This is a genomic window from Desulfopila aestuarii DSM 18488 (assembly GCF_900143695.1).
Taxonomy (GTDB): domain Bacteria; phylum Desulfobacterota; class Desulfobulbia; order Desulfobulbales; family Desulfocapsaceae; genus Desulfopila; species Desulfopila aestuarii.
This window is the reverse complement of sequence record NZ_FRFE01000005.1, coordinates 91,803-118,623: the sequence shown is the minus strand read 5'-3', so window position 1 is coordinate 118,623 and position 26,821 is coordinate 91,803. Positions and strand designations below refer to the sequence as shown.

The window sequence follows — 26,821 nt, the reverse complement described above, 5'->3', positions numbered from 1 at the left end:
TTGAGTTGTACGGTTCGTTTTGACCGAACCTGCGATGATAAAGGTAGAAAGGCGAAAAAACTGTAGTCGCGCAGTGGTAACTGTATGCGTTTTGGAAGGGATGGAAGATGTACAATGGGTTTTGCATGAAATCTGCGATGTACTACAGTCATGATACTGATTCCTTTTTAGCGGGACGTGACGCCATGCGTGAGGTTGTAGCGAAAATGGCGGGAGTACGCCCCGAACTTCTTCTGCTCTTTTCCTCCATCGGTCACGATCTTCCCCGTGTTCTCGAAGGTATCGGTACGGTGGCGGGGCCTGATATTCCACTTTGTGGCTGTACCGGCTCGGGTATCATCTCCGCTCACGGAAGTGATGAGGCAACTCATTCCATAGTTTTGATGGGGCTTGCCGGCAGCAATCTATCGATTAGCCCTTTTCTCTTTTCAGGTCTTCAGGCTGAACCTGAAGCCATTGGCGAGCAAATCGCAATCCGAGTACGGGAGGCCGGAATCGGTATTGATGACAGGGCATTGCTCCTGCTCTTTGCTGATGGGTTGACCATCAATGCCGACAAGCTCTATCGCGGCCTGCACAGCAGTTTGCCTTCCCATATCGACGTGGTTGGCGGTACAGCCGGTAACGACTTTCAGCAGAATATTACCTATCAATTCTGTAATGGTCGGGTAGTGAGTGATGGGGTTTGCGGGGTGCTGCTGCATGGTGATTTTCGCTACACCATTGGCGTGACTCATGGATCACGACCCTTAGGGCTCTCGCACACGATCACCCGGGCGGAGGGAAATGTCATCTGGGAGATAGATCATGTGCCGGCTCTGGATGTCTTGAAAAAGTTTCTCGGTGTTGAGCGGGTTCAGGATGTCAGCCAGATCTTGAATCTCTTTGAAATTGGTGAAGAGTTCCCGGGGCAGGGGTATTGCGAGAACATCCTCAACAGAGCCATTATCAATGTCGAGGAGGCTGGAGGGCTTCGTCTGGCTGTTGAAATTCCCGAAGGAACCAGGGTGCGCATTACCAGACGCGATAGACGCCTGATTCTGCAACGTACCCGGGAGATGACCGAGACCATGACCCGTGAGCTGCAGGACTGGAGGAGTGCCACGTACCTCTATTTCAATTGCAGTGGCCGAGGATCCTATCTATTTGGGAGCCCCGAACCGGATGTCGATATGGTACGTGAAGTGTTGACGCCGGAGAGCAGAATGATTGGCTTTTTTACCTTTGGGGAGTTCGCCCCCATTAATAACCGCAATTATTTCCATAATTTTACCGGGGTGTTGGTGGGGATGGAATGATGGGGGATCGTGTCTCAAAACCAGGGATTGACACCTACGTGAGACAGGAGCAGCCCCCGGCGCTGTTTGCCGAGGCTGAGGTCTACGAGGAAGAAATCAACAACCTGACCGCGACCATCATTCGCCAGGAAGCCGAGCTGGTGGAAACCCGGATCGAATTGAACAAGCGGGTCCGCAGTCTGCAGTTTTTCCAGAACCTCAATAAACGTATTCTCACCGCTAAAAGTCACCGTGAGATCTATCAGGTCGTAGTCCGCTCTCTGGTGGAGATCGGTTTTGACAAAGCGATCATCGTCCGTCGTTCAGAGGAGAGTTATGGTGTGGTGGCGCACCACGGCTATACTTCCTCCGCCATTGAAAAGCGCCAGCTTTCTTCCACCCTTTTTCAATTAATCGAACAACATGGCGAATTGCTGGTTAACGGAGAGAATCGGGAGTCCGTAAATTACTCTTACGAAGACGACCTTGAAGTACGCTTTTTCATCGCGGCTTCCTTTACCTTTCGTCAGGAGAGTGAACGGCCCCATATTCTCCTGGCTGGCAACATGGCAGAGACGACCCTGCGTCGTTCTCGTCTCACCAGAGTTGATCTGCAGATCATGCAGACACTGGCACAGCAGATCGGGGTGGCAGTGGAAAATGCCTTTGTTTATGAGCAGCTGGAACAATCAGAACGAAAATACAGGCTATTATACGAGCAGTCGGTGGAAGGGTTGTTCCAGATAACCCCTGACGGCCGCATTCTCAGTGCCAACCCTGCCATGGCCGGTATGCTTGGCTATGACAGCGTCGATGTATTGATCGGGATGAGCAACAATGGCGGGATGCAGTCGATTCTCTATCAGGAGGAGTTTGCCCGGTTTGCCAGAATTATGACCGAGATGGGCTCCATTATCGGTTATGAGGTCGAGCTGCTCCGAAAGGATGCCAAGCCCATCTGGGGCTCTGTCACTGCCCGCTGCGTATTTGATGATGAAGGCAGACCGATTTGCTTTGAGGGCGCAATCGTCGACATCACCGCCCAGAAAACTGCCAGGCAGCTTGATATCGAAAAAACGGCGGCTGAGAAAGCAAACCGGACCAAGAGCGAATTTCTGGCCAACATGAGCCATGAGATCAGGACGCCTATGAACGGGGTGTTGGGAATGACCACCCTGCTCATGGACACCAGCCTTGATTCCAACCAGCGCCATTATGTGGGTGCTATCCGGCAGAGCAGTGAATCACTTCTGAAAATCATCAACGACATCCTTGATTTTTCAAAGATTGAGGCAGGTCGGATTCGTCTGGAGATTGTGGAATTTGATCTCCGTGCGCTGCTCGACGATGTGATAGACCTGATGGAAACCCGGATCGATCCAAGCACGGTGCTCTTTACCTGCCTGGCCGAACCCGAGGTGCCAGACCTGGTGCGGGGTGATCCGGTGCGGCTACGGCAGGTGCTTCTCAATCTGGCCGTCAACGCGGTGAAATTTACCACCAGGGGCTCGATTCGAATTACCGTAGCCCTGGAGGGTGACGCTGATGAGCAGTACTTACGTTTTTCCGTCAAGGATACCGGGCCCGGCATCCCTCTTGACAAACAAAAGATCCTTTTTGAAAGTTTTACTCAGGTGGACAGCTCACTTACCCGTGCGGTGGAGGGTACCGGGCTTGGCCTTGCTATTTCCCGACAGCTGGTCGAATTGATGGATGGCGAGATCGGGGTGATTTCAGCACCCGGAGAAGGTGCTGAGTTCTGGTTTCGTCTGGGCCTTCTCCCGTGCCGGAATGAGACTGCAGAGCTGGAGATTGCGAAAGCATTTTCTCATGTTCCGGTCCTGGTTGCCGAACGCGACCATGTAAGCCGCTCGTATCTCAGTCGCCAGTTTCGGGCCTGGGGAGCCGTAGTCGAGGAGGCGGAGGATATGGCTGGTTTCCGCCACCTGCTGGATTCGGGTAGGACGAGAAATGTCCAGCACCAGTTGATTGTGATGGACGAGCGTTTTAGCGACCCTGTGGGTGGCAGCGGGCCTGTGCCTGTATCGTGCTGTCGGATTGTCTTGCACAGTGGTGCTGAGATTCATCGGCTGGCCATTCAGCCGGCGGGAAAAAATCTCGTCTATCTTGCCAGGCCGATCCGGTATACGAGCCTGAAAAAAGGTGCTCTCTGTCTCTTACGTGGCGGAGAACTGGAGGACCTCCAGCGTTGCATTATCGGTGAAGCCCGCCAGGTCTGGGGTTATAGCAACACTTGGGCGGGCAGGGCCAGGGTTCTGGTGGTTGAGGATAACATCATCAATCAACAGGTGGTGGTTGGTATGTTGAAGCGTCTTGGTTGTGTGCATATTGATGCGGTGAGCAATGGCCTTGAAGCGGTTCAAAACCTGCGTCGGTTCTCGTATAATATCGTATTTATGGATATCTCCATGCCGGTGATGGACGGCCTCGAAGCGACCCGTAGAATACGTGCTCTGCAGACGGAAGATAAGGGGGGCGCGTTGCCTATTATTGCCCTCACGGCTCATGCCATGACCGGTGATCGGGAGCGGTGTCTGGAGGCAGGGATGAGCGATGTCATAACAAAACCGATGCAGCCTGAGACGCTGGCGGCAACTCTTGAGAGATGGCTTTTGCCTGAAGCCGGCGCGCAGGTTGCAGCCAACATCGGGGATTGGGAACCAGTTAATGGGGGAGAAATAGCCAAACGAAACGACAATCACGTCGTCTTTGACCTTGAACGACTGACGAAGCGTCTTCTGGGTGATGAAAAAAACAGCCGCAGGATTGCCGAATATTTCCAGAATGAGGTGGAGCACCAGATTGATGAAATCGGTGCCGCCCTTGCCGCTGGCGAATTGGAGGAGGTCTCCCGTCTTGTGCACCGGTTAAAGGGCAGTTCCGGGAATGTCCAGGCAGAACAGCTCTTTGAGCTGATGAAGGTGATGCATCAGGCGGCAACAGACAATAATCTTGATCAGTTGTCAGTGCTTTTGACGAAGGCGCGGGCCCATTGTCCGGTTCTGGTGGCGGCAATCAGAGATCAGCTCGGGCAGTAAGTATTCAAAGTAGCTTAAAAGCAAAGCAGGTAATCAGAGGAACAACCTGTAGGCCGGGTTGTCCGTCTCCTCAAAATAGGTGTAACCCAGCTTGTCCAGCCGCTCGTAGAGGGCCGGATCATCCCCTTCAGGAAACTCCAGCCCGACTAGTACCCTACCGAAATCCCCACCTTGCAGTCGATAGTGAAAAAGCGAAATATTGCGTTGACCGTGGGTGGCATCGAGAAAACGTACAAGCGCACCGGGGGTCTCCGGGAACCAGAATCGAAAGATCCGTTCGTTGACCACCTCTTTTGAGCGCCCCCCAACCATATAACGGATATGGGTCTTGGCCAGTTCGTTGTCGGTGATGTCGAGGTTGTTGTAGCCTGCTGTTGTCAGCTCCTTGCTGAAGATCTCCCGCTCCTTCTTGCTGGTAATTGAAATTCCGACAAAAATGTGGGCCTTGCTGCGATCATCCAGCCGGTAGTTGAACTCGGTTATGTTTCGCTCACCTACCAGATCGCGGCAAAACCGTTTGAGGCTGCCGGGAGTTTCCGGGATTGTGACCGCAAAGAGTGCTTCCTGCTGATCGCCGATCATGGTCCTCTCGGCCACATAGCGGAGCCGCTCGAAGTTCATGTTGGCACCGGAATTGACGGCAACGAGGGTTTTCCCTTGGCAGCCGGTTTCTCGGATATATTTCAGCAAGCCTGTGATGCCAAGTGCTCCAGCTGGTTCGACAATCGAGCGGGTGGCCTGGTAGATGGCTTTGATGCCTCCGCAGAGTTCATCTGTGTTGATTCGGATGATCTCATCAACAAATTCCCTGCAGAGGGCAAACGTCTTCTGGCCCACCTGTCGAACCGCTACGCCATCGGCGAAAATCCCCACGGAGGGGAGAGTTATCGGCTCGCCGGCGGCAAGCGATTGGTACATGGCGTCGCTATCTTCGGGCTCAACCCCGATAACCCGCACTTCCGGCCGCAGCATCTTGATATAGGCGGCCATGCCGCTGATCAGCCCACCGCCACCGACCGGCACAAAGACCGCATCAAGCCTGCCGGGATTCTGGCGTAAAATCTCATCTGCCACCGTACCCTGGCCAGCAATGACAAGTTCGTCGTCAAAGGGATGGATAAAGGTCATACCCGTTTCCCGGATAAGCGTTGTAACATGTTCTGCAGCTTCCGAGTAATTGGTGCCGTAGAGCACAGTTTGGGCACCCATCCGTCGAACCGCCTCTACTTTGATGGCTGGAGTGGTGACCGGCATGACGATAAGGGCTGCAATGCCAAGCTTTCTTGCGGCAAAGGCCACCCCTTGTGCATGGTTGCCGGCGGATGCGGCGATCACGCCGCAATTCTTCTCCTTGTCGCTTAAATTAGCGATTTTGTTATAGGCTCCTCGAAGTTTGAAAGAGAATACCGGTTGCTGGTCCTCCCGTTTCAAGAGGATGGTGTTGTTTAGTCGGGTGGAGAGTACCACCGCTTCCTCAAGAGGCGTCTCGATAGCAGCTTCATATACACGGGAGGTGAGAATCTGACGGATGATTTTTCGCATCTGGTGCCCTGTATGTTCGTATAAGGTGACGAAATGGTGACAAGATGTCATGCGTGTGCAGTTAGCCTATGGCGGTGCGGGAGCCATGAAGGTAACTCGGCAGTTTCTGCCTGGCAAGTTCTTTCCTGATTGCAGGAGTCAGAGAAGATGAAATAGTCTCCATTGCTGTGCCGGCGACTTGACGTAGCTGCGATCGAGCGGTAATTGTGGCAGTGAGAAAAATACAAAAGAGAGGAAATCCCGGACAGGTGCCGGCTTATCCTGATCAACAATGATGAAGTGCATTATGCGAGGAGGAAGGGATGAAAGATGTTTTGGACAACGCCAGAAAACTGATGAAGGGTTACTGCCGGGTTTGCCCGGTCTGCGATGGCCGGGCCTGTGCCGGTGAGGTGCCGGGAATGGGTGGACTTGGCACCGCTTCGGCTTTTAAGGCAAATCTGGAGGCGCTTGGTGCACGCCGGTTTAATATGCGGCTGGTTCATGAGGTCAAAGAGCCGGACACCGCCACGACGCTGCTCGGCAAGACCCTCTCCATGCCGGTACTGGCAGCTCCTATTGGTGGGGTGTCTTTCAATATGGGCGGTAAGGTGAGCGAAGAGGAGTATATCCATTCGATCGTTCATGGCTGTCTTGCCAAAGGGACGCTCGGTTGTACCGGTGACGGTGTGCCCGACTTTATCCACCAGTCCGGCTTTGACGCTATTCGTGCTGCTGGCGGTTTGGGAATCCCTTTTGTCAAACCGTGGGAAGATCAGGAGCTCTTTGACAAACTGGAAAAGGCCCAGGCGACGGGCGCGGATATCATCGGCATGGACATCGACGCCGCAGGTCTTGTTACGCTTCGCAAAATGGGACGGCCTGTTTCTCCAAAAAGCGTCGCCGAGCTGAAAAAGATCCGGGCGGCGGTCTCCGGCAAATTCATTTTGAAGGGCGTGATGACAGTCGAGGATGCGCTCCTGGCAGCTGAGGCGGGTGTCGATGCCATCGTGGTTTCAAACCATGGCGGGCGGGTGCTTGACTTTGCTCCAGGCGCGGCTGAAGTTCTGCCGAAGATCGCAAGTGCGGTTAAGGGCAAGATGGCGATTCTCGCCGATGGCGGTGTACGTTCCGGCGGGGATGTCCTGAAGCTGCTGGCGCTGGGTGCCGATGCGGTGATGATTGGACGCCCCTTTTCCATGGCGGCGGTCGGTGGTCTCAAAGAGGGCGTTGAGCTTTATCTCGATAAAATAATGGTAGAGCTGACCCAGTGCATGGTGCTGACAGGCACCGAGTCGGTTGCGGCGGTCGATCCGGGGATTTTGTTGTAAAATTCATTTTTTTCCTGCGGCATGGCTCTTTGTGTACAACTGGCCAGGCCGCAGGCATGAGGCTATTGTTCATCCTGATGTCTTCGTCACATCGGCAGTCACGGGCTCCGGCATTCAGGCCTTCAGTGTGCCTGCTATCTCTTCTATTTTTGTCATGGTTTCCTGAAGATCAAACGAGAGGACCTTCCTCTTCTCAACGACCATTCTGCCATTGACCATGACGCTCTCCACATCGCGACCACTGGCTGCATAGACCAGGAGATCCGGATTGTAGAACGGAGTGAGATGGGGTTTCTGGAGATCGAGCACGACCAGATCGGCTTTCATGCCGACTTTGAGTGTGCCGATATCAGGCAGGCCAAGCAGTTTGGCGTTGGCGCTGGTGGCGGTACCAAAGGCGGTCTGTGCTGGCAGGGTGGTGGCCTCGAGATAGCTGAGTTTGTGGAGTTTTGCCAGCATATCCATCTCCCGAAACATGTCGAGACTGTTATTGGAAGCGCAGCCGTCGGTGCCGAGGCCGACGGTGATGTTTCGTTTCAGCATATCCGGGACGCGGGCAACACCCGAAGCGAGCTTCATGTTTGACTGCGGGCAGGTGACAACATGGGCGCCAGTGGTGGCAAGCAGGTCAAGATCCTGATCGTGCAGCCAGACCGTGTGGATCAGGATGGCATTGTTGTTTAATATTCCAAGATGTTCCAGATGTCCGAGCGGAGTTTGGGCCTGCAGGTCGATGATCATCTCCGCTTCCCGCTGGCTCTCCGCCAGATGGGTGAAGAACCGCACACCTCGCCGGTCGGCCAGTTCCTTGGCCCTGATGAGCGTTTTCGGCGAGCAGGTATACGGAGCGTGGGCGAAAACGGCGGGGGTGATAAGCGGGTCTGCGCCCTGCCACTCGTCGAGAAAGGATGCTACTGCCTCGATGTTTTTTGCAGGATCCGAAACGCTTGGTGCGGGAAAGTCCACAATGCCGTGGCCAACGACTGCCCGCATGCCGCAATCTCGCAACGCCTTTGCTGCTTCACCGGAAAAGAAATAGCCGTCCGCCACGCAGGTCGTGCCGGAGAGGAGCATCTCGGCTGCGGCCAGGCGTGAGCACCAGTAGACCATCTCTTTGCTGACATGCTTTTTTTCTGCCGGGAAGATATGGTGGTGAAGCCAATCCGATAGGGCGAGGTCATCCGCCAATCCGCGAAACAGCGTCATGGCGCAGTGATTATGGCCGTTGATCAATCCAGGCATGAGCAACTTGCCCCTGCAGTCGATTATTCGGGCGTTACCAAACTCCGGGACATCGTTCATTTCACCAAGGTGGGTGATGAGATTGCCGGAAACAGCAAGGAATGCATCGTTGATAAGCGATGAATCGGTCCCGGGAAAAAGGGTGCAGTGGGTAAAGAGGGTGTTCATAAGTGCATGTGCGATTGTTATGGTTTGGCAGCGTTCTATTGTTAAATACTCATGGTACGTCCAGGATACCTGACTTGTCGCCTTTCAGGCAACCTGCCGATTTTGGGAGCAACATCTGCACTTTGTCTTCCTGATGACGATCGTATCAAAATGTGGGCACTTTCTCGATATTCCGTGTATCATACCCTGTTTTGCAGTCCATGTCTGAAAAAGCTGCAAATGTCGCCAATGGCAGTGGCAGGATCGATAAACGATCCTGATTAAAAGCTGTCACCTGGCATTCTTTAAAATGTAAAACGGTACAACGACAGGCGCAAAGCGCCTGAGCTGATAGCTGTGTAAGGAGTTGCTGTAATGGGGTTTCGTTGTGGTATCGTCGGTTTGCCTAATGTCGGCAAATCGACGATTTTTAATGCGTTGACGGCTGCCGGCATTGATGCCGAGAATTATCCTTTCTGTACCATTGAACCAAATGTCGGGGTGGTACCTGTGCCGGACGGACGTCTGGATGTCTTGGCCGATATTGCCAAGACAAGAAAGAAAATCAATACCCAGATGGAGTTTGTCGATATCGCCGGTCTGGTCAAGGGGGCGAGCAAGGGCGAAGGCCTTGGTAACCAGTTTCTCGGGCATATCCGGCAGGTTGAAGCCATTGTTCATGTCATCCGCTGTTTTGAGGATGACAATATCGTCCACGTTGAAGGCTCAGTTGACCCGAACCGGGATCGGGAGGTGATCACCATGGAGCTGATCATGGCCGATCTTGATAGTGTTGATAAGCGACTCAAGAAAGCCCAGTCCATGGCAAAGTCCGGCGATAAGGGGTTAAAGGCCCAGGCTGAATTCCTGGAACGGCTGCAGGCGCTACTCGATTCCGGGCAACCAGCCAGAAAAATGGTGCTGCAGGGGGAAGCGGAGGAGCGACTGATGAAAGAACTGTCGCTGCTGACCGCCAAACCGGTGCTCTATGTGGCCAATGTGACCGAAGACGACGTGGTGGAAGGCAATGATTTTGTGCGTCGGTTGGAACAGGCGGCCAGAGATGAGGGTGCGTCGGTGGTAGTTATTGCCGGTTCTATCGAGCAGGAACTGAGTCGGTTGTCGCCTGAGGAGCAGCAGGAATTTTTGCAGGATATCGGTATGACGGAGCCTGGTCTGAATCGGCTGATCAAGGCGGGTTACGATCTTCTCGGATTGCAGACCTTCTTTACTGTCGGGGAAAAAGAAACACGAGCCTGGACTGTTCCTGTCGGGTCGAGAGCCCCTCAGGCGGCAGGCCGGATTCACACCGATTTTGAGCACGGGTTTATCCGCGCCGAGGTTATCGCTTATGATCACTTCGTTAATTGCAAAGGTGAAAACGGCGCCAAGGAAAAAGGGCTGATGCGGGTGGAAGGAAAAGAGTATGTCGTTGCCGATGGTGACTGCATGCATTTTCGATTCAACGTCTAGAATTGAACCAAGGGTTATGGCAAAAACCATATTCATAGAGACGCTGCAGGAAGGTGATCGGATCGATGAGCTTTTTCTGGTCAAGTCGGCGCGTCTCGCCGAGACCAGGGCGGGAAAACCGTATCTTATTCTCACTGTCATGGATAAAAGCGGGGAGCTCACCGGACCTGTCTGGGATAATGCCGAACGGTTCCAGGAGCTCTGTCAACCGGGCGAATGTATTCGGGTGAAAGGCATGGTCCAGTCCTACCGGGAGAAATTGCAGTTAAAGGTGGACGAGGTGACCCCGGTTGCAAAAGAAGAGACAGATATGGCAGATTTTCTGCCGGCCACTATTCACAGCCGTACCGAAATGGCCGCAGAACTGCAGAAAATAATCAGCACGGTCACCAACCCGTTTATCAGAAAACTCCTTGGCCGATTTTTTAAAAAGGGCGAAATTTGGGATCGCTTTCAAGACGCTCCTGCCGCCAAGGGTATTCATCATGCCTATGTTGGTGGTCTGCTTGAGCATACCCTGTCCATGGCGCGGGTTGCTGATATGCTGTCCGGCCATTATGAAGGTGTGGACCGTTCGCTGTTGATCGCCGGGGCGCTGTTGCACGATCTGGGTAAGATTGAAGAACTCTACATGGAAAATGGCCTCATTGACTATACTGCCCGGGGGCGGTTGAAGGGGCATCTGGTCATCGGCAGCGAGATGGTGGGCAAGGTTGCCGCGCAGATTGCCGATTTCCCGGAAGAGTTGCTGGAACAGCTGCAGCATCTTATTTTAAGTCATCATGGCCGTCAGGAATATGGTTCGCCCACAGTGCCGATGACTGTGGAAGCTTTTCTGCTGAATTACATTGACGAGCTTGATTCGAAGATGAACGTACTGGAGCAGCTGCGGCGAAAATTGAACAGTACCGAAATGAGCTGGAGCGATTACCAGCGTTCTCTTGAACGCTATCTCTACCTCAACGCTTTGCAGGACGAAAAGACAGAGGCTGGGAGAAAAGAAGAGGGCCTGACAGTCCGTCAGCAGACCCTGTTCTGAGTATCTATAAGTATCGCAACGACACGACGTGATGAATGGCGAAGAGTAACCAGATACTTTGTTATACTGAAGTCCGTGGCCAGGAGAAGGCCAAAAAACTCGTCTCCCGGACTCTGGGGTCGGACAGGGTGCCGCACGCCTACATTTTCAAGGGACCTGACGGGGTGGGCAAGCGGCTTTTTGCCCGTGGTGTCGCTGCTGCCCTCAATTGCCGGGGTTCAGAACGGGGAAAGGCCTGCGGTAGCTGTGTTTCCTGTCGGAAGTTTCTCTCGGGTAATCACCCCGATTTCCAGGTAGTGAGCCCTGACAAGGGAACCATCAAGATAGATCAGGTTCGGCAGATGTGCCGCTCTCTCAGCTATCCACCCTACGAATCGGAGTTGCGGGTGGTTCTCATGGAAGATGTTCACACCATGCGGCAGGAGGCGGCCAACAGCCTGCTCAAGACCCTGGAAGAACCGCCGAAAGGCAACCTTCTCATTTTGACGGCCGAAGCCTCGCAGGAACTGCTCACCACCATCTCCTCACGCTGCCAGGTTATCCCATTTTACAATCTTTCAGAGGCGGAATGTGTTGAGATTCTCTTGGCAGAAAAACCTGAAATGGCAGCTGACACCGCCCGTCTTCTGTCCCGGTTGGCCGAAGGCAGCCCTGGGCGGGCATTGCTTCTTCATCAGGAGGAGATGACCGGGATACTGCAGGAGGTCGTGGCGGCGGCCTGTGATCCCGCAATTGACGGTGAAAGGGATGTGGGGGTTCTCTTGGAAGTGGCTGAAAAAATGGCCGATGTGAAAGAGCACCTGCCTTCGCTTCTCGGTCTTATCCGGCTGTGGCTCAGGGATACGCTGATGGTCATTCACGAACCCGGTTCTGCTCCGGAATTGTATGGATTTGGCTTTGCTCCGGACAGTCCTTTGAAAAACTGGAGTTCTGACGCCCTTTTTGCTAAACTGCAGGCTGTCGACCAGGCAGAAAAAGAGCTCAAGCGCAACTGCAACCGCACCCTGGTGTGCGAGGTGTTGATGTTTCATCTGCACCGGTAAGTGATGTCGGACATGTGTGCCGACGAAACACGTTATCAGCTAGAACTGCTGGCTTGACAGGAAGTGTGTCGAGTCAACATGAAAAATATGAGAGGATGTTTGATCCTATGTCGGAAAATGTAGACGAACCGAGCATTGATACTCCGCAAGCGGACGATCAGCAAGAATATTACCGGATTCGCTTCCGGGAAGACGGCCAGATGTTTACCGCCTCTTCGTCTATTGCCGGCATGGTGCGTGACGAAATTGTGATGGTGAAAAGTGACCACGGCCTGGAACCGGCCCTCATCGTCGGTCCGGCACCCATCTGTGGTTGCCGGCCGGAGAGCTGGCCCGCCACCCACGAGATAGCCCGCCAGGCGGGTAGCGACGAGTTCGAGCGCTTTGCAGGACTGGCACCATTTGAGAAGCGGGCCTATGGCATCTGCGAGCAGCTGATCGAGCGACATAAGCTGGAGATGCAGCTTGTGCGGGTGGAGCGGTTTTTCAATGGCAGTAAGATCATTTTTTATTTTACTGCCGATAATCGGGTCGATTTCCGGGAACTGGTGAAAGATCTGGTGCAGGAGTTCCGCACCCGGGTGGAAATGCGTCAGGTCGGTGTCCGTCATGAGACCAAGATGATTGGCGGTATGGGCACCTGCGGGCGCGAGCTGTGCTGCTCCTCCTTTATCAAAAAATTCGATTCCGTCTCCATCAAGATGGCCAAGGAGCAGGATCTGCCGCTCAATCCAACCAAGATCTCCGGCCTTTGCAACCGACTGCTCTGCTGTCTCACATATGAGTATGACGCCTATCGTTTGCAACGTAAGGCGATGCCCAAACCGGGCCGAAAAATCAAGGTGGCCGGCAAGATGTACAAGGTGAAACGGCAGAACCCCTTGCAGCAGACCCTCCTGGTGATAAGCGATCAGGGTGAGGAAAAACTGATGTCTCCTGCCGAATGGGGGGAGTGCGAAGTGATCCGGGTTGACAAAGGTCCGAAAAAAGAGAAAAAAGATAATTAGCGTACTCATTATCTGCAATATTGCGGCAGCCCATCGGCTTGCCCTGGCAAAACGAGTTTATGACCTCATATATCACAACACCCATCTACTATGTTAACGCACAGCCGCACCTCGGCCATGCGTACACCACCATTGTCGCTGATACATACAGCCGTTTCCGGCGTCTCTGCGGCGAGGAAGTTCGATTCCAGACCGGGACCGATGAGCACGGTGATAAAATCGCCGAAGCGGCATTAAAAGAGAATGTGCCACCCAAGGAGTACGCTGATAGGATAAGCGGCATGTTCCGTGACACCTGGCCCATTCTCCAGGTGATGCCCGATAATTTCATTCGCACCACAGACCCCGATCATATTGCAGTGGTCCAGCAAATTCTGCAGAAGGTCTATGACAAGGGTGACATCTATTTCGATGAGTATTCCGGCCTTTATTGCCGTGGCTGCGAGCGTTTCCTGACCGAAAAAGAGCTGGTTGACGGCAACTGTCCCGATCATCAGCAGCCACCACAGGAGATCGCCGAGCAGAATTATTTCTTCCGGATGTCGAAATACCAGCAACCGTTGATTGACCATATCAAGGCCAATCCGGATTTCATTACTCCCGAACGCTACCGTAACGAGGTGCTCTCGTTCTTGAGCGAACCGCTGGAAGACCTCTGTATATCCCGACCGAAAACCCGTCTTACCTGGGGCATCGAGCTGCCGTTTGACAACAATTTCGTTACCTATGTCTGGTTTGACGCCCTGATTAACTACCTCACCGGACTTGGCTACCCGGACGATGAGAAATATCAGACGTTCTGGCCAGTGGCCGAACATCTCATTGCCAAGGATATTCTTAAGCCTCACGCCATTTACTGGCCGACCATGCTGCTCTCTATGGAGGTGCCGCTTTATAAAAAACTGCATGTACATGGCTACTGGAACGTCGACAACACCAAAATGTCCAAGTCGATTGGTAACGTGGTGCGGCCGAAAGAACTGGTTGAGGAATATGGCATCGATACTCTCCGCTACTTTACTTTGCGGGAGATGTCATTTGGGCTGGATGCTTCTTTTTCCAGCGAGGCGATCGTCGCCCGGAAAAACTCCGATCTGGCAAATGACCTTGGCAACCTCTACAGCCGCTCTCTGGCTATGTTACAGAAATATTGTGATGGAGTGGTACCGGAACCCGGTCTGGAAGAAGAGGCCGACCGGCTGCTGAGGGAGACGGCCGAAAAGATGTTGCCACTCTACCGTGAGAACATGGCCGATTTCCAGTTCCATCGTGGTCTTCAGGCAGTTTGGGAACTGGTCAGTTATGCCAATAAGTATATTGTCACCAATGAGCCATGGGCGCTTGCCAAGGATCCGGCTGCTGCCGGCCGTCTTGCCACCGTGCTCTATAACCTGATGGAGTGCTTGCGATTGCTTGCCCTGGTTTTACAGCCGGTAATGCCGGAGACTGCCGCCAAAATGGTTGCGGGCCTGGGTATCGCTGCTGATAGTCCTGGTGTCAATTCACTCGAGGCGGGTGGCATGTGGAATGTCCTGCAACCGGGCACCACGTTAAATGAGGTGGAAGCGCTCTTTCCCCGGGTTGATGTGAAAAAGCACATGGAAAAGGCAGAGGGAAAAGGCAAAGCCGCACCGACAACCTCGAAAAAGGCTGCATCGGAGCCTCTGGAAGGGATCATCACCTTTGACCAGTTCAAGGAAGTGGAGATACGGGTGGCCGAGGTGGTGGCCGCTGAAAAAATCAAGAAATCTGACCGGCTGCTCAAGTTGACGGTTCTCTCGCCTGAAGAGCGGACCATCGTTGCTGGCATTGCCGAACATTACACTCCCGAAGAGGTGGTGGGGCGGCAGGTACTGATTGTGGCGAATCTCAAACCGGCCAAGCTGATGGGAATACCCTCCCAGGGAATGGTGCTGGCCGCGAAAACTGAAGTAGATGGTCAGGAAAAGCTGGTGTTGGCCACGGTGAGTGGTTTTGTGAAGACGGGTTCAAGAGTGGCCTGAGGATAATGGCAATCAGGGCCGGTTTTGATGAGTAGGGTGTTTAATACAAGGCTATATCCCGAAACGTTGAGGGAAATTTTGTGAGGAAGGCATGTTTGTGGTGAATAACTTTATGATGGCTCTGGCTGGGTTGATTGATTTTCTGTTGACGGCATATATGTGGATAATTATCGGCAGGGCTATAATTTCATGGGTAAATGCCGATCCCTATAATCCCATTGTCCGATTTTTGTATGAGGCAACAGAGCCACTTTTGGGCCGGATCAGACGGATGCTGCCTCTTAGTATGGGCGGCATAGATTTTTCGCCGATGATACTCATCATGGTGATCATGTTTCTCCAGAGTTTTCTGGTCCCCACCATGAAACAGATAGCGATGCGAATGGGTTGAGGCTGCTGTTTTCAGTCGTTGGTTTCGTGGATAACCATGAAGCCAACGTTGCGGTTTTTCCCGTATTTGCAAGTTGTGTTTGTTCCGCAATTTTCATTTTTTAGCAAGTCTGTCAACTTTACCAGCAACGGAGAACTGTTATGTCGATTACTCCACAGGCCATTAAGGATCAGGAATTTCAGGTTAAGTTCAGGGGCTACGACACCATTGAGGTCAAGGCGTATCTGGAGCTGCTGGCAGAGGAGTTCTTTGAGCTGCATGAGGTGCGCCGAAGGCAGGAAGACGAGTATGCTGAACTCTATGAGGAGGTCCAGGCTTTAAAAGAGGAGCGGGAAAATCTCGTAGAGGAAAGCCGACAACGTGAGGAGCGCTCCGAGAAAAGTGTTATCCAGTTTCTTGAAAAAGATGAGATGATTGTCGAGCTGCAAAAGCAGATCGCAAGTCTGGAAGAGCAGGTCGCCGCATCCGATCAGGAGAAGAACCTGCAGCAGGAAGCCTGGGGACGCCAGGAGGCAGAACTGCGTGAGGAGATTGAGCAGCTGCGAGGACGGCTGGCTGAAAATCAAAGTGACGCTTCCGATAATAGCGGCGAGGTTGAGAAGCTGCGCGGTCAGATCGAGTTACTGGAAAAGCAGGTTGCCGAGTTCAAAAAGGAAGAGGTGGATTTCAAGACCGCCCTGGTTGCAGCCCAGCGTTTTGCCGATGATGTGAAAAACAAGGCGAAAGAGGAAGCGGACCAGATGCTTGAGCAGGCCATCAGCGAGGTTGAGATTTATCGTAAAGAGGCGGAACAGGAACTCGCCAACCTGCCGGTGGAAATTGAGCAACTTCGCAGCAAAAAGGCGGAGGTTCGTGAAGAGTTGAAAGCAGTACTTACCTTTTATCTCAAAAAGCTCGATTTTGATCCTGCTGAGGCTGCTGGGGGGAGCGATGACGATCTCTCTGAGCTGTTTCAGTCTATCCCGCTTGGTGAGGATGAAGGACTTGAGCCGATGGAAGTTGAGGGATTTGAGTCGAAATAGCCTGGTTATCGGAGAATGTCGTATCTTGCCATCAACCGGGACGGATCACTACTGATTCGGGTCTATGTGCAGCCCAAAGCCTCACGCAATAGCATCATCGGTATTCATGATGATGCACTGAAGATTGCGGTGACCAGTCCGCCGGTTGACGGCAAGGCGAACCAGGCGGTCGCCGGGTATCTGGCAAAGGTTCTGGGCGTTGCCAAGCGCGATATCAACCTCAGTTCCGGGCAGACTTCCAGGCGCAAGGTGTTTCAGGTATCCGGTAAAACGATGGAGGAAGTACATGGGCTTATTGAGTCGATTCTTGCAGACTGAGAAAACGAAAGACCTGCAGCCTCCAGCGGGTGGAGTGGGGCGTCGGCTGGTGGTGGGAAATTGGAAATGTTACAAGACCTCAGGCGAGGCGAAGGTCTGGTTCGATACCTTCGCCGAGAAGTATGTACCGAGCCCTGATGTTGAGATCGTGATTGCCCCGACCTTGCTGAGTCTGGAGCTGGTGGCCCGTTACCTCGAAGAGCTCAACCTTGACCAGGTGTCGCTGGCGGCTCAGGATGTCTCGCCTTTTCCGGTGGGTGGCTATACTGGTGCGGTGGCGGCTGATATGCTGAAGGGGCTGGTGGATTATGTCATTGTCGGTCATTCCGAACGACGACGCTATTTTCATGAGACCCAAATGGACGTGACCAACAAGATCACAGAAGTGCTCGATGCCGGATTAAAGCCCATTATCTGTGTCGACCGCCCGTATCTTGTTTCCCAGCTGAGCGCGCTGTCCGATCTTGAAACAGGTCATGCCCTTGTTGCCTACTGCCCGGTCGATGCACTCAGCTTTCGTATTCCTGAGTCGGCAGGGAAGGTTGGCGAAGCCGTGGATGAAATTCGCAACGTCTTTCCTCATCGAGCCATTATCTACGGAGGCTCAATTCTTCCCGATAACGCCGGGGAGTATCTCGCTCTCGATAGTCTTGCCGGTGTCTTTGTGGGCTCGGCCAGTCTCGAACCTGAGAGCTTTCTTGACATCTGTCGTCAGGCGGCTCAGTTTGCCCGTCCCCAAAGCTGATTTCCTGTCATTTTCTACCCTCATCTGTAGTACTTGAATACCGACTTCTGCCTGGACCTGTACGACATCCGTCTACAGGTGCTGCGCTGTAGTATTTCTCTAATATTTTCAATTTGTTATAAATGTTAATTTGGTATTTTTTTGCTGTTGATTAAGGTGGCAAAAAAAGCAGATTTGTGCATATGTTGTTTTCGTGGTAGCAGAAATCCTGCTCCGTTTGCAGACCGTTGTTGCGGTCTGAGACGAAGCATCACGAAGAGGGAGGATGTATGGCAAAGCGGGTAGTGATTATTGGCGCAGTTGCTTTGGGGCCGAAAGTGGCGTGTCGTTTGCGACGACTGGACAGTGAGGCGGTGATCACCATGATCGATCGGGACAATCTCATTTCCTACGGTGGTTGCGGTATTCCCTATTATGTTGGTGGAGACATCAACGACCTCGAAGATCTCTATTCGACCACCTCCCATGCTATACGGGACAAGGCCTTTTTTGCAGACTGTAAAAGGGTGAATATCCTGACCGAAATGGAAGTTGTTGCAATTGATCGTAAAGCACGGCGGTTGCAGGTGCGGGATCTGAAAAACGGCGAAAAGGGCAACATCTCTTACGATATCCTGGTACTTGCAACAGGCGCGAACCCCGCCAGGATCCCTGTGCCTGGCACAGATCTTCCTGGAGTATTTACTGTTGCCAATCTGCACCAGGCGGAAAAGATCAAAAACCTGATGAAAGCTGGAAAGGTCGGCCGTGCCGTGGTCGTTGGTGCCGGGGCAATAGGTGTTGAAATTGCGGAGGCCTTCACTGATCTCTGGGGTGTGGAGACAACACTTGTTGAAAAAGAGGGCAAGGTGCTGCCGATGATGTTGGGCAAGAACATCTCCCGCATCGTGACCCGCCAGCTTGAAGAGCATGGAGTTCGGGTACTTTTAAATGAGCAAGTGGAACGAATCGCCCAGGACCCGGAAACAGGAGCACTGGCAGTGTCCACCGGTTGCGAGAATATCCCTTGTGATTTAGTTGTATTGGCAACAGGCGTCCGCCCGAGTTCCGAGCTTGCGGCTGCTGCTGGACTCTCCATCGGCAGCAATGGCGGCATCCTGGTAGACAACCGATTACGGACGAGTGATCCGAACATCTATGCTGGAGGGGACTGCGCCGAATATACCCATCTGGTGAGTGGAGATAAAACCATTATGCCGCTCGGCTCCCTGGCAAACAGGCAGGGACGGATCATAGGTACGAACATTGCCGGAGGCAGCAGCCATTTTCGCGGAGTGGTCGGTACTTTCTGCATGAAAGTTTTTGATCTGGGAGTAGCCACAGCCGGTCTGTCGGTTGAGAAAGCGCGTGAGGCTGGCTATGATCCGGTGGCGGCAGTTGTGGCTCAGGCGGATCATGCACACTTTTATCCAAATTCCGAGCTTATTTACATGATTCTGGTGGCCGATAGGCGATCACGAAAGGTGCTTGGCGTCCAGGCGACCGGGAAAAACGGCAACGCGGTCAAGGCGCGGGTGGATAGTGTCGCTGTGCTGCTTGAGCATGGTATTGGCGTGGATGATATCTGTGGACTTGAAACCGGTTACGCCCCACCATTTTCATCGGCAATGGATGTGGTGAACAATGTTGGCAATGTTCTCGACAATATTCTCTCAGGCAGGAACCGGCCGGTTGATGTGCTTGAGTTTTTCACGATGTTTTCTGAAGAAAAGACAAGGGTCCTCGATATTCGGGGCGACAGGGAAGCGGCAGCGGGTAGGGAAAAGTATGGCAGCAGATGGCTGCATATTCCCCAGGCAGAGCTGCGACAGAGGATCACAGAGATTCCAAGGGATGAACTCCTTTCCATCCTCTGTGATACCGGTCCGCGAGCCTATGAAACCCAGGTACTGCTTGATTCGTTGGGCATCACCAATACCCAGATTGTTCAGGCAGGCTACGCTATGATCAAAGTGATTGATCCGGATTTTGTCTAAGAGGTTCCGTTGATTGCGGTTATTTTCGTTTCTTTGGCAAGAGAAACGAGGCGATAAAACCAGCAGAGTTAATGCCGGCCAGGATCAGGCCGATAATGCCGAGCGTTCCAAGAAAACCGGGCTTGTCGGACATCCTGTCAGCCAGGATGAGGATGGAGGAGCCGACGATCAGCGCGGCAATAATCATGGCCATGCCCATGACGCGGCTGGCGAGGTCAATTTTTTCGGCCAGATGCTCAATTCGTTTCAGCTCGAGATTCAAGGTGAAACGGCTATGGCGGAAATAACCTAAGAAGCGCTGAAGATCACCCGGCATCTCCTCAAACAGCTCAAGATAGTTGGTGAGAGTCTTCTGCACCCGGTCCTTCATGGCAAAGAAGCCGTAGCGACTCATGACGATCTTCTGGATCCGCGGCTCCACGTGGGAAAGCACATCAAAAGTTGGGTCGAACTGCTCAGCTACCCCTTCGATGGTGGTCAAGGCCTTGGTGAGGAGGATAAGGTCGCCGGGACACCTGATTTTATACCGCTGGAGCATGCTGAAAAATTCGGAGAGCAGGGACGCTATATCGAGATGGGCGAGGTCAGTAGACTGGAAATGACTGCTGAGATGCTTGACATCGGTTCTGAAATCGCGCCGGTCGGTAATAACGGGGTCGACATCGGTCAGTTCGATTACAACTCGGCAGAGCTTGTCGATATTTCCCTGAATAATTCCCGCCACCAGATCGATAAGATGTTCGGTGGTCTGCCGGTCGAGTTGACCGGTCAGGCCGCAGTCGATAAAGCAGATGGAATTGTCATCTTTCAAAATTATGTTGCCCGGATGAGGGTCGGCATGAAAGAAGCCGTATTGGAGACACTGGGCAAAAACCGCGTCGGTGCCGCGGGCCACGATAGCACGCCGCTCCTCACGGCTGAGGTCATCGGGATGCAAGGTTGAGAGGAGTCGGCCTTTGATCTCCTCCAGGGTCAGGATGTTACGGGTCGTGGCCTGCCAGTGGACCCGCGGGAAATAGACAGTGCTGTCATGTTCGAAATAGCGCCGGAGCCGGTCCGTGGCCTGACCCTCGTTCACCATGTTCAACTCTTTTAACAATTCCCGCGAAAATTCCTTGGCAACCGAGGTCGGGCTGTAACCGAGATCGGAAAAATATTGTTCGACCAACTGGGCAATCGACTCCAGAAGGGTCATGTCCTCTTCTACCATCTTACGGCTGCCGGGGCGCAGCACTTTGATGACCACTTCACTGTCATCGACCAGTCTGGCCCTATGCACCTGCGCAAGGGATGCGGCCGCCAACGGTGTTTCTTCGATGGAGGAAAAAAGGGTGTCGAGGGAGGTGGGGAATTCTTTTTCCAGCACCTCATAGATCGAGGAAAAGGGGACGTTGGAGCAGCGGTCCTGCAGTTTTTTCAACTCTTCGGCCCATTCTTCCGGGATGAGGTCGGGCCTGGTAGAAAGGATCTGGCCGATTTTGACGAAGGTCGGGCCCAGGGCTTCGAGTACCATCCGAAAGCGTACAGCTCGTGGCTGGTTTGCTGCCGAGGGGGCGATGTCGCTGGTCCAGTCCTCTTTGACACTGTCGAGAACCCGGTGAAGGCCGGTATCGAGTACCACCTGCTGGAAACCGAACCGTGAGAGAACCTTGATGATTTCCGCCAGGCGTTTGGTGGAGCGTATGGTTCGTTTGATGGTGCCGATCTTCATCATGACATCATGATATCCAGCACGGCCTGATCCCGTTTGCGCTGTTCCTGCAGCAATGCATACCATTCTCCAATTTTCACCGGATCCCAGACAAGATTACCGGCTTCCCAGATCTCCTGGCATTCAGGAAGGAAATCCTCGAAAATGGTAGTGATGTCCGATGACTCAAGACGATCGGGACTGCAGTGCATGAGTGACAGCATATCCGCCATCTGGACGATGATTGCCAGCTGTCTCACGTGGTTCGGAGCCTGATCCGGATGATGATGATAACCGCAAGCTGAGACCAGGTTTTCGGGAAAAAGCCAGCGTTTGAGAATGCGCAAGCCGATTTCGTCGTGGCTGGCAGAGAACTCCTCATGTTCGTGGATGACGCTTCTGAACTGGTGCGGTTTGGTCAGCTCGAAGAGGAGGATATAGTCCTGGGGAAATGTCATGAGCATTGCCAGCTTGCCGATGTCGTGGATGAGGCCGGCAATGAACATTTCGCTGGGGGATTGACCAACATTCTCGGCAATGATCTTGGCAGCGATGCCACAGGTGAAGCTGTGTTCCCAGAAGAGGTTTGTTTCCTCCCGGTTCTGTTTGGGCATCTTCTGAAATGATGTGAAAACCGCTTTCCCGAGGACGATGTTTCGGATTTCGTTGAAGCCGAGCACCACCACCGCTTTTTCCATGGTGGCAACCTCACGTGGCATCCCGAAAAAGGCGGAGTTAGCGATTTTCAATATGGTCGCGCACATGGATTGGTCGGGCAGGATGGCCCGCATCAGATCCTGGGCCGTGCTTTCCGGATTGCCGGTGACATCCATAACCTTGTTGACGGTGGCGGGAAGGGCGGGAAAACTATCAACCTGACGGATGATCGCGTTGAGTTTTGAGTCTGTCATAATTTCATATTGGCAAGTGTTGAGTGCAATTCTGTTCGGATGGTTGCCAGATCGTCAGCGCTGATCTCGAGCAGGTCGTGCTCTTCAATTATATCGAGAAGTTTCAAAACCAGGAAGGGATCAAACTGTTTTCCCGCCTCGTTTTTCAGCTCAAGGAGAATCGTTTCCGGTGATAGCCGGGGCCGGTATGGTCTGTTAGCTTCCATGGCGGCAAAGGCATCAATGATGCTGATAATACGTGCGCCAAGAGGTATTTCATCCCCTCTGAGACCGTCGGGGTAGCCACTGCCGTCAAATTTTTCGGTACGGGTCAACAGGACGAGACGTTCCTGGGCGAAATAATCAAATATATCAACAATCTCAGAAAGTTTGTAGGGAAAGTCCCGCATGACTTCGAGATCTTCCACAGAGAATTTTTCTTTTTTTATCAGCAGATCATTGTGGATCAGGTGACGGATGCTGGTGTGGAGAACTGCGGCATTCTGCAGCGTCTTGATAATGGGAGCGGTGAGGCCAAGCCGGCCGCAGAGCAGATCAATGTACTCTGTAACCCGTTCCAGGTGCTCACGGTGGCTGGGGCCGGCTATATCGCGTGCCAGCAGCTGCAGCGAAGAGATGGTCGAGTTGCGCGTTTTGTCAAGAAGTCGGTTAATTGCCAGCTTGACGTTATCAAAGCTGCCTTCCACCGGCGATATTCCACCGGCCTCGAGGGGTGCATAAACGTATGCCCGGTTGCGACCTTCAGCCTTGGCCTTGAATAAGGCGGTGTCCGTCATGTTAACGAACTCGTCGACGGAAGTTGGACGGTGGGTGGTGAGCGATGCAATGCCGATGGAGAGTGTGGCTGTGCGCTGTAATGTCTTGCGGATAAACGGTTTGTTCTCACAGCAGGCTAAGAGTTCATTGGCGGTTTCCCTGGCTCCGGCAAGATTGATTCCGGGCATCAATACTGCAAATTCGCCACCGGAAAGTCGAAAACATACGTCATCCTTACGAGTTGTCTGGGTGATTCTGGCTCCCAGCTCATTGAGGACAAAATCGCCAAAGCTCCGACCGCAGGTTGCATTGATATCGTGGAAATAGTCGATATCAATGAGGAGCAGCGACAAATCTGAGTTATCGGTCATTGCGCCGACAAAGTGTTTTGGTAAGAGACGATTGAAGTGGTGGCGGTTGAAGAGTCCCGTCAGGCCGTCGCGGAGTGAGAACCAGTCGAGGAAATTTTCATGATGCTGAAGGTAGCTGTCCCGCTCGTGTCCCAGCTTGGCCACTTTTTTTAGAAAATCAATTCTGACGAGCAGGGCTCTTTCCTGCAGTTTGCCTCCCAGATAATCAATAAGCCGGGATATCTCTTTCGTGGCGAGAAAGTCAGGCGGGTCGACTGTGTCACCGAGAACAAGCACTGGCAGAAAACCGGGCAGTGGCAATTTGGCTATTGTGGGTGTTGGGTCGGAGGTGCAGTCCGGGACAAGAATGAGAAAGATACGATCGGCCAGGGAGGGCTCAATGGTTGCGTTTGGTGCAATTGTGACCGTGTCATAGCCTGCGGAACTGAGCATATTTTCATATACACTGACTTTTTCCCGGTCTTCTGAGAATATGAGCAGGGTGTTGTTCATCCGGAGGCCACGACAAAAGGGTAACGGTTGCTTCCAGTCCGATAGGTGGGCTGGAAACGGTTCCTAAGGATACCGCTTAAAGTATAGCTGTTGTCTGGTCGGAAAAGCAATGTATTTAAGTTGTTAACAGTTTGGTTGGATTGTTCATGGAAAAACCTTGGAAAGCCTATAACCCGATTGTATTTCAACTACCATGCTGCTGGTGTCGGAATGTAAATCGCTAGTTGGGGGGGCGGTCGGTCAGTCCTGAGGTTTCGTGAGTGTTTTCAGATCGAGGGACCTTGCATCGTGAAAGGCCGTATCGGCAATTTTTTTCAATTGCCTGAGTATACTCTTTTTATCAGGCAAAAGCGGTAGCGTCGGCAGTACTTCACAGGCGGGCAATGGTGGGTGGAGACGCATCTGATCGGCAAGGCCGTGCCGTAACGCAGGGTTTTCCGGAGGATTCATCGTGTTCATCGTTCCGCCGTTCGGGTTGTCCAGGCGTCTGATAAAGCTGAGGATGGTGTCGATATCGTTTTTACGGTAAAAAAGGTTGATCTCTTCGCGGATAGTTTCCTGTTCTTCGGTCAGTTCTTCCAGGGTTTCACGATACTCTTGTATATGTTTTGCCAATTGGTCGTAACTGTCAAGAAAGATGTTGGTGAACCGGCCTTTCTGGGTAAAGCCCCGGATGGTCGCGCCGGCGAAGACCCGTTTTCTAATGGTGGGTGATTCGAGCAGGTAGGGATCATAGAAAAGATCCTGCGGCAGCCCGGTCAGATTGAGAAAGGTTGAAATCAGAGATTTATTGTGCATCAGGATGTAAAGCCGGATTAGGATGAAGCCGATGGCGTTTTCCAACTCAAGAGAGGAAATGGTCAACCGATGCAGATAGGCGGCGGTATCGTCCTCGATTCTTTTTCGAAAACCAAAGTATCGATCCGCCATCTCTTTTTTTACTTCGAAGGCGAGAATATCGGTGATGTCTTCCATGGCAGGCAGGAAAAAGAGTAGAGGGATATGGCTTCTGGGGTAACATTGCCACAATTTCCGTGGCCTGTTTCCCGCTTAATGAGTATATTTACCGCCAGTGTTGTAGTTTCCCCCCCCCTCCCAGTATGTATCAAGGTGGAATGTCTTTGCAGGAATCACGAGAGGAAATAGTCGCCCGGGTCAAGGACCGTGCTGATATTGTACAGATCATCGGTGAAACTGTCGATCTGAAAAAAAGTGGCGCCCGATTCCTTGGTCTCTGCCCCTTTCACGGTGAAAAGTCACCTTCCTTTTCGGTTCATCCCGGACAGCAGTTCTTTTATTGCTTTGGCTGTGGTGAGTCCGGTGACGTCTTCACGTATTTCATGAAGTACCATAACCTGGATTTTCCTTCGGCCCTGAAAGAGTTGGCCGGCCGCTACGGGATCAGTTTGCCTGAAAAATCGCAGTCTCCCGAGCAGGAACGGCAGGAAAAACAGCGCAAGGAAATGTTTCAGGTGAGCGATAAGGCTGCGGAAATCTACAGCCGTTTTCTAGCTGATGCCCCCCAGGCGGCTGTTGCCCGTTCATATCTGGAAAAACGGGGTATTCCCCAGGAGATTCGTAAACGTTTCGGTCTTGGCTATGCCCCGGCAGTGGAAAGCTCTGGGTGGGACTTTCTCTCACATCAGTTGGCCGAGGGCGAGCAGGCGGCAGCGCTGGAAGCGGGGCTTCTGGTCCGCAATGAGCGAGGCGGAGTGTACGACAGGTTCCGGGACCGGGTGCTTTTTCCGATCCAGGAATTGAGCGGGCGGGTCTGTGGGTTTGGAGGCAGGATTATTGGCGAAGGGCAGCCCAAATATCTCAACTCTCCTGAGAGTCGCATCTATATAAAAAGTAAACTTCTTCTTGGGCTGTATCAGGCCAAGGATGCCATTCGGGTTCAAAATCAGGCCATTATCGTTGAAGGGAATTTCGATCTGGTTTCACTGGTCTGCCATGGTTGTGAGAATGTTGTCGCCCCGTTAGGTACGGCCCTGACTCGTGAGCAGCTGCGCCTCTTGAAGCGCTTTGCCGATAATGTGGTGCTGCTTTTTGATGGTGATGAGGCTGGTGTAAAGGCCGCTGTGCGCGCGGTTCCGCATTTTCTGGCGGAACAGGTGGCTGGAAGGGTGGCGTTGTTGCCAATAGGGCATGATCCCGACACCTTTGTCCGTGAAGAGGGGATAGAGGCGGTGCGTCGGCTGGTGGAAGGTGCAGAGTCCTTGCCTGAGTTTACCTTCAAGCAGCTGGTAGCCGAATTCGGTCTTACCCTGGATGGCAAAAGTCGGATTGTCGAAGCTTTGCGGCCTCTGGTTAAAGCTGCCGCATCACCGCTGCAGCGAACGGTGATAATCTCCCATTTTTCCGAGCAACTGGGCCTTTCACCCGAGCAACTGGATACCATGTTGGAAAGGCCTGAACCGGTACCGGTCGAGGTTCCGCAGGCTTCTATGGTTACTGTGAAACGGCGGCCGGAGAACGTTGAACCATTGACAGCAGCCCAGAAACGGCTGGTTGCCTTTATGGTCCTTAACCCCAGGTTTTTTACTCGCCTTGCAGAAGGCGGACTTCGGGATTGTCTGGTGGGCAGCGTCGGTGAGATCCTCTTTTTACAGTTGCGTCGTCTGATTGATACCAGGGAGGAGGTTGAGCCGGAAGAACTTCTCTCTGTGTTACCGGAGGGGGCTGAGCGAACCATGGTGAGCAACATGCTCCTGGAGGCTACGAATGATGGTGGCAGTGAAAATCAGGCCGAACTAGATGAAGAGGAGATAGTCGAGTTGCTGCAATGGATACGTCAGTATGGTTTGCAGCGCTCATCGGAGAGGTTGCTGAAAAAGATCAATGCTGTGCAATCCACAGGTAACTTCGCCGAGCTTCAGGAACTGCTCCGGGAAAAACAGCGGATTGATCGAGCTCTGCAGGGGGTCGAAAATGCCTGACTGTTGGGAGGAAAGGAATTCTCTATCGGGTTATGACGAGCCATTGTTTCAGCTCTCATGACAGGTTA

General features: G+C 52.9%; 20 protein-coding genes. 14 read left to right on the top strand and 6 right to left on the bottom strand.

The genetic code is table 11. The annotated features are described in order from the left end of the window. The first annotated feature begins 125 nt into the window (after positions 1 to 125). Positions 126 to 1,298 carry an FIST signal transduction protein gene (locus BUF15_RS06895; protein ID WP_159441240.1) on the top strand — a complete coding sequence of 391 codons (1,173 nt, stop codon included), beginning with the start codon at positions 126 to 128 and terminating at the stop codon, positions 1,296 to 1,298. Next, complete coding sequence (locus BUF15_RS06890) at positions 1,295 to 4,336, top strand: hybrid sensor histidine kinase/response regulator (protein WP_084553613.1); 3,042 nt, start codon at positions 1,295 to 1,297, stop codon at positions 4,334 to 4,336. Before BUF15_RS06895 ends, BUF15_RS06890 begins: the two co-directional genes overlap by 4 nt. Positions 4,337 to 4,369: 33 nt before the next feature. Here the strand turns inward: BUF15_RS06890 and ilvA are convergent, their stop codons facing one another. Beyond that, positions 4,370 to 5,878 carry a threonine ammonia-lyase, biosynthetic gene (gene ilvA / locus BUF15_RS06885; RefSeq protein WP_073612734.1) on the bottom strand — a complete coding sequence of 503 codons (1,509 nt, stop codon included), beginning with the start codon at positions 5,876 to 5,878 and terminating at the stop codon, positions 4,370 to 4,372. A gap of 302 nt (positions 5,879 to 6,180) precedes the next feature. On the opposite strand from ilvA, the gene BUF15_RS06880 reads away from it, so the two are divergent. After that, complete coding sequence (locus tag BUF15_RS06880) at positions 6,181 to 7,188, top strand: alpha-hydroxy-acid oxidizing protein (RefSeq protein ID WP_073612733.1); 1,008 nt, start codon at positions 6,181 to 6,183, stop codon at positions 7,186 to 7,188. A 114-nt stretch (positions 7,189 to 7,302) separates the two neighbouring features. Here BUF15_RS06880 and BUF15_RS06875 read toward each other — a convergent pair whose 3' ends face one another. Beyond that, entirely contained in the window at positions 7,303 to 8,598 is a 1,296-nt protein-coding gene (locus BUF15_RS06875) for an amidohydrolase (protein WP_073612732.1), read from the bottom strand. 354 nt (positions 8,599 to 8,952) lie between these two features. Between BUF15_RS06875 and ychF the strand changes: the two genes are divergently transcribed. From ychF to BUF15_RS06825, 10 genes are all read left to right on the top strand, one after another. Next, a complete protein-coding gene (gene ychF, locus BUF15_RS06870; RefSeq protein ID WP_073612731.1) occupies positions 8,953 to 10,050 on the top strand; it encodes a redox-regulated ATPase YchF in 1,098 nt (365 codons plus the stop codon). A 16-nt stretch (positions 10,051 to 10,066) separates the two neighbouring features. Continuing rightward, on the top strand, positions 10,067 to 11,089 hold the full coding sequence (locus BUF15_RS06865) for a 3'-5' exoribonuclease YhaM family protein (RefSeq protein ID WP_073612730.1): 1,023 nt from the start codon (positions 10,067 to 10,069) through the stop codon (positions 11,087 to 11,089). Positions 11,090 to 11,124: 35 nt separating this feature from the next. Beyond that, complete coding sequence (holB, locus tag BUF15_RS06860) at positions 11,125 to 12,132, top strand: DNA polymerase III subunit delta' (RefSeq protein WP_073612729.1); 1,008 nt, start codon at positions 11,125 to 11,127, stop codon at positions 12,130 to 12,132. Positions 12,133 to 12,239: 107 nt separating this feature from the next. After that, positions 12,240 to 13,139, top strand: coding sequence for a PSP1 domain-containing protein (locus tag BUF15_RS06855; protein ID WP_327021854.1), 900 nt, complete (start codon positions 12,240 to 12,242; stop codon positions 13,137 to 13,139). Positions 13,140 to 13,198: 59 nt separating this feature from the next. Continuing rightward, positions 13,199 to 15,142, top strand: coding sequence for a methionine--tRNA ligase (gene metG / locus BUF15_RS06850; RefSeq protein ID WP_073612727.1), 1,944 nt, complete (start codon positions 13,199 to 13,201; stop codon positions 15,140 to 15,142). 91 nt (positions 15,143 to 15,233) lie between these two features. Beyond that, on the top strand, positions 15,234 to 15,533 hold the full coding sequence (locus tag BUF15_RS06845) for a YggT family protein (RefSeq protein ID WP_073612726.1): 300 nt from the start codon (positions 15,234 to 15,236) through the stop codon (positions 15,531 to 15,533). A gap of 140 nt (positions 15,534 to 15,673) precedes the next feature. Further along, entirely contained in the window at positions 15,674 to 16,555 is an 882-nt protein-coding gene (locus BUF15_RS06840) for a DivIVA domain-containing protein (protein WP_073612725.1), read from the top strand. Between the two features lie 15 nt (positions 16,556 to 16,570). Beyond that, entirely contained in the window at positions 16,571 to 16,873 is a 303-nt protein-coding gene (locus tag BUF15_RS06835) for a DUF167 domain-containing protein (protein ID WP_073612724.1), read from the top strand. Further along, the gene (locus BUF15_RS06830) at positions 16,842 to 17,618 is read left to right on the top strand and encodes a triose-phosphate isomerase (RefSeq protein WP_073612723.1); all 777 of its coding nucleotides are present in this window, start codon (positions 16,842 to 16,844) and stop codon (positions 17,616 to 17,618) included. The genes BUF15_RS06835 and BUF15_RS06830 overlap by 32 nt, the downstream gene beginning before the upstream one ends. 269 nt (positions 17,619 to 17,887) lie before the next feature. Then, the gene (locus tag BUF15_RS06825) at positions 17,888 to 19,594 is read left to right on the top strand and encodes an FAD-dependent oxidoreductase (protein WP_073612722.1); all 1,707 of its coding nucleotides are present in this window, start codon (positions 17,888 to 17,890) and stop codon (positions 19,592 to 19,594) included. A 19-nt stretch (positions 19,595 to 19,613) separates the two neighbouring features. Here BUF15_RS06825 and BUF15_RS06820 read toward each other — a convergent pair whose 3' ends face one another. The 4 genes from BUF15_RS06820 to BUF15_RS06805 all read right to left on the bottom strand — a co-directional run bounded on the left by BUF15_RS06820 (position 19,614) and on the right by BUF15_RS06805 (position 24,789). Next, positions 19,614 to 21,308 carry an ABC1 kinase family protein gene (locus BUF15_RS06820; protein ID WP_234981129.1) on the bottom strand — a complete coding sequence of 565 codons (1,695 nt, stop codon included), beginning with the start codon at positions 21,306 to 21,308 and terminating at the stop codon, positions 19,614 to 19,616. After that, the gene (locus BUF15_RS06815; RefSeq protein WP_073612720.1) at positions 21,305 to 22,195 is read right to left on the bottom strand and encodes an HDOD domain-containing protein; all 891 of its coding nucleotides are present in this window, start codon (positions 22,193 to 22,195) and stop codon (positions 21,305 to 21,307) included. The genes BUF15_RS06820 and BUF15_RS06815 overlap by 4 nt, the downstream gene beginning before the upstream one ends. Continuing rightward, positions 22,192 to 23,814, bottom strand: coding sequence for a bifunctional diguanylate cyclase/phosphohydrolase (locus BUF15_RS06810; RefSeq protein ID WP_073612719.1), 1,623 nt, complete (start codon positions 23,812 to 23,814; stop codon positions 22,192 to 22,194). Before BUF15_RS06810 ends, BUF15_RS06815 begins: the two co-directional genes overlap by 4 nt. A gap of 240 nt (positions 23,815 to 24,054) precedes the next feature. Then, the gene (locus BUF15_RS06805) at positions 24,055 to 24,789 is read right to left on the bottom strand and encodes a hypothetical protein (RefSeq protein ID WP_073612718.1); all 735 of its coding nucleotides are present in this window, start codon (positions 24,787 to 24,789) and stop codon (positions 24,055 to 24,057) included. Between the two features lie 146 nt (positions 24,790 to 24,935). On the opposite strand from BUF15_RS06805, the gene dnaG reads away from it, so the two are divergent. After that, positions 24,936 to 26,753, top strand: coding sequence for a DNA primase (gene dnaG, locus BUF15_RS06800; protein WP_159441239.1), 1,818 nt, complete (start codon positions 24,936 to 24,938; stop codon positions 26,751 to 26,753). Positions 26,754 to 26,821: the final 68 nt, after the last annotated feature.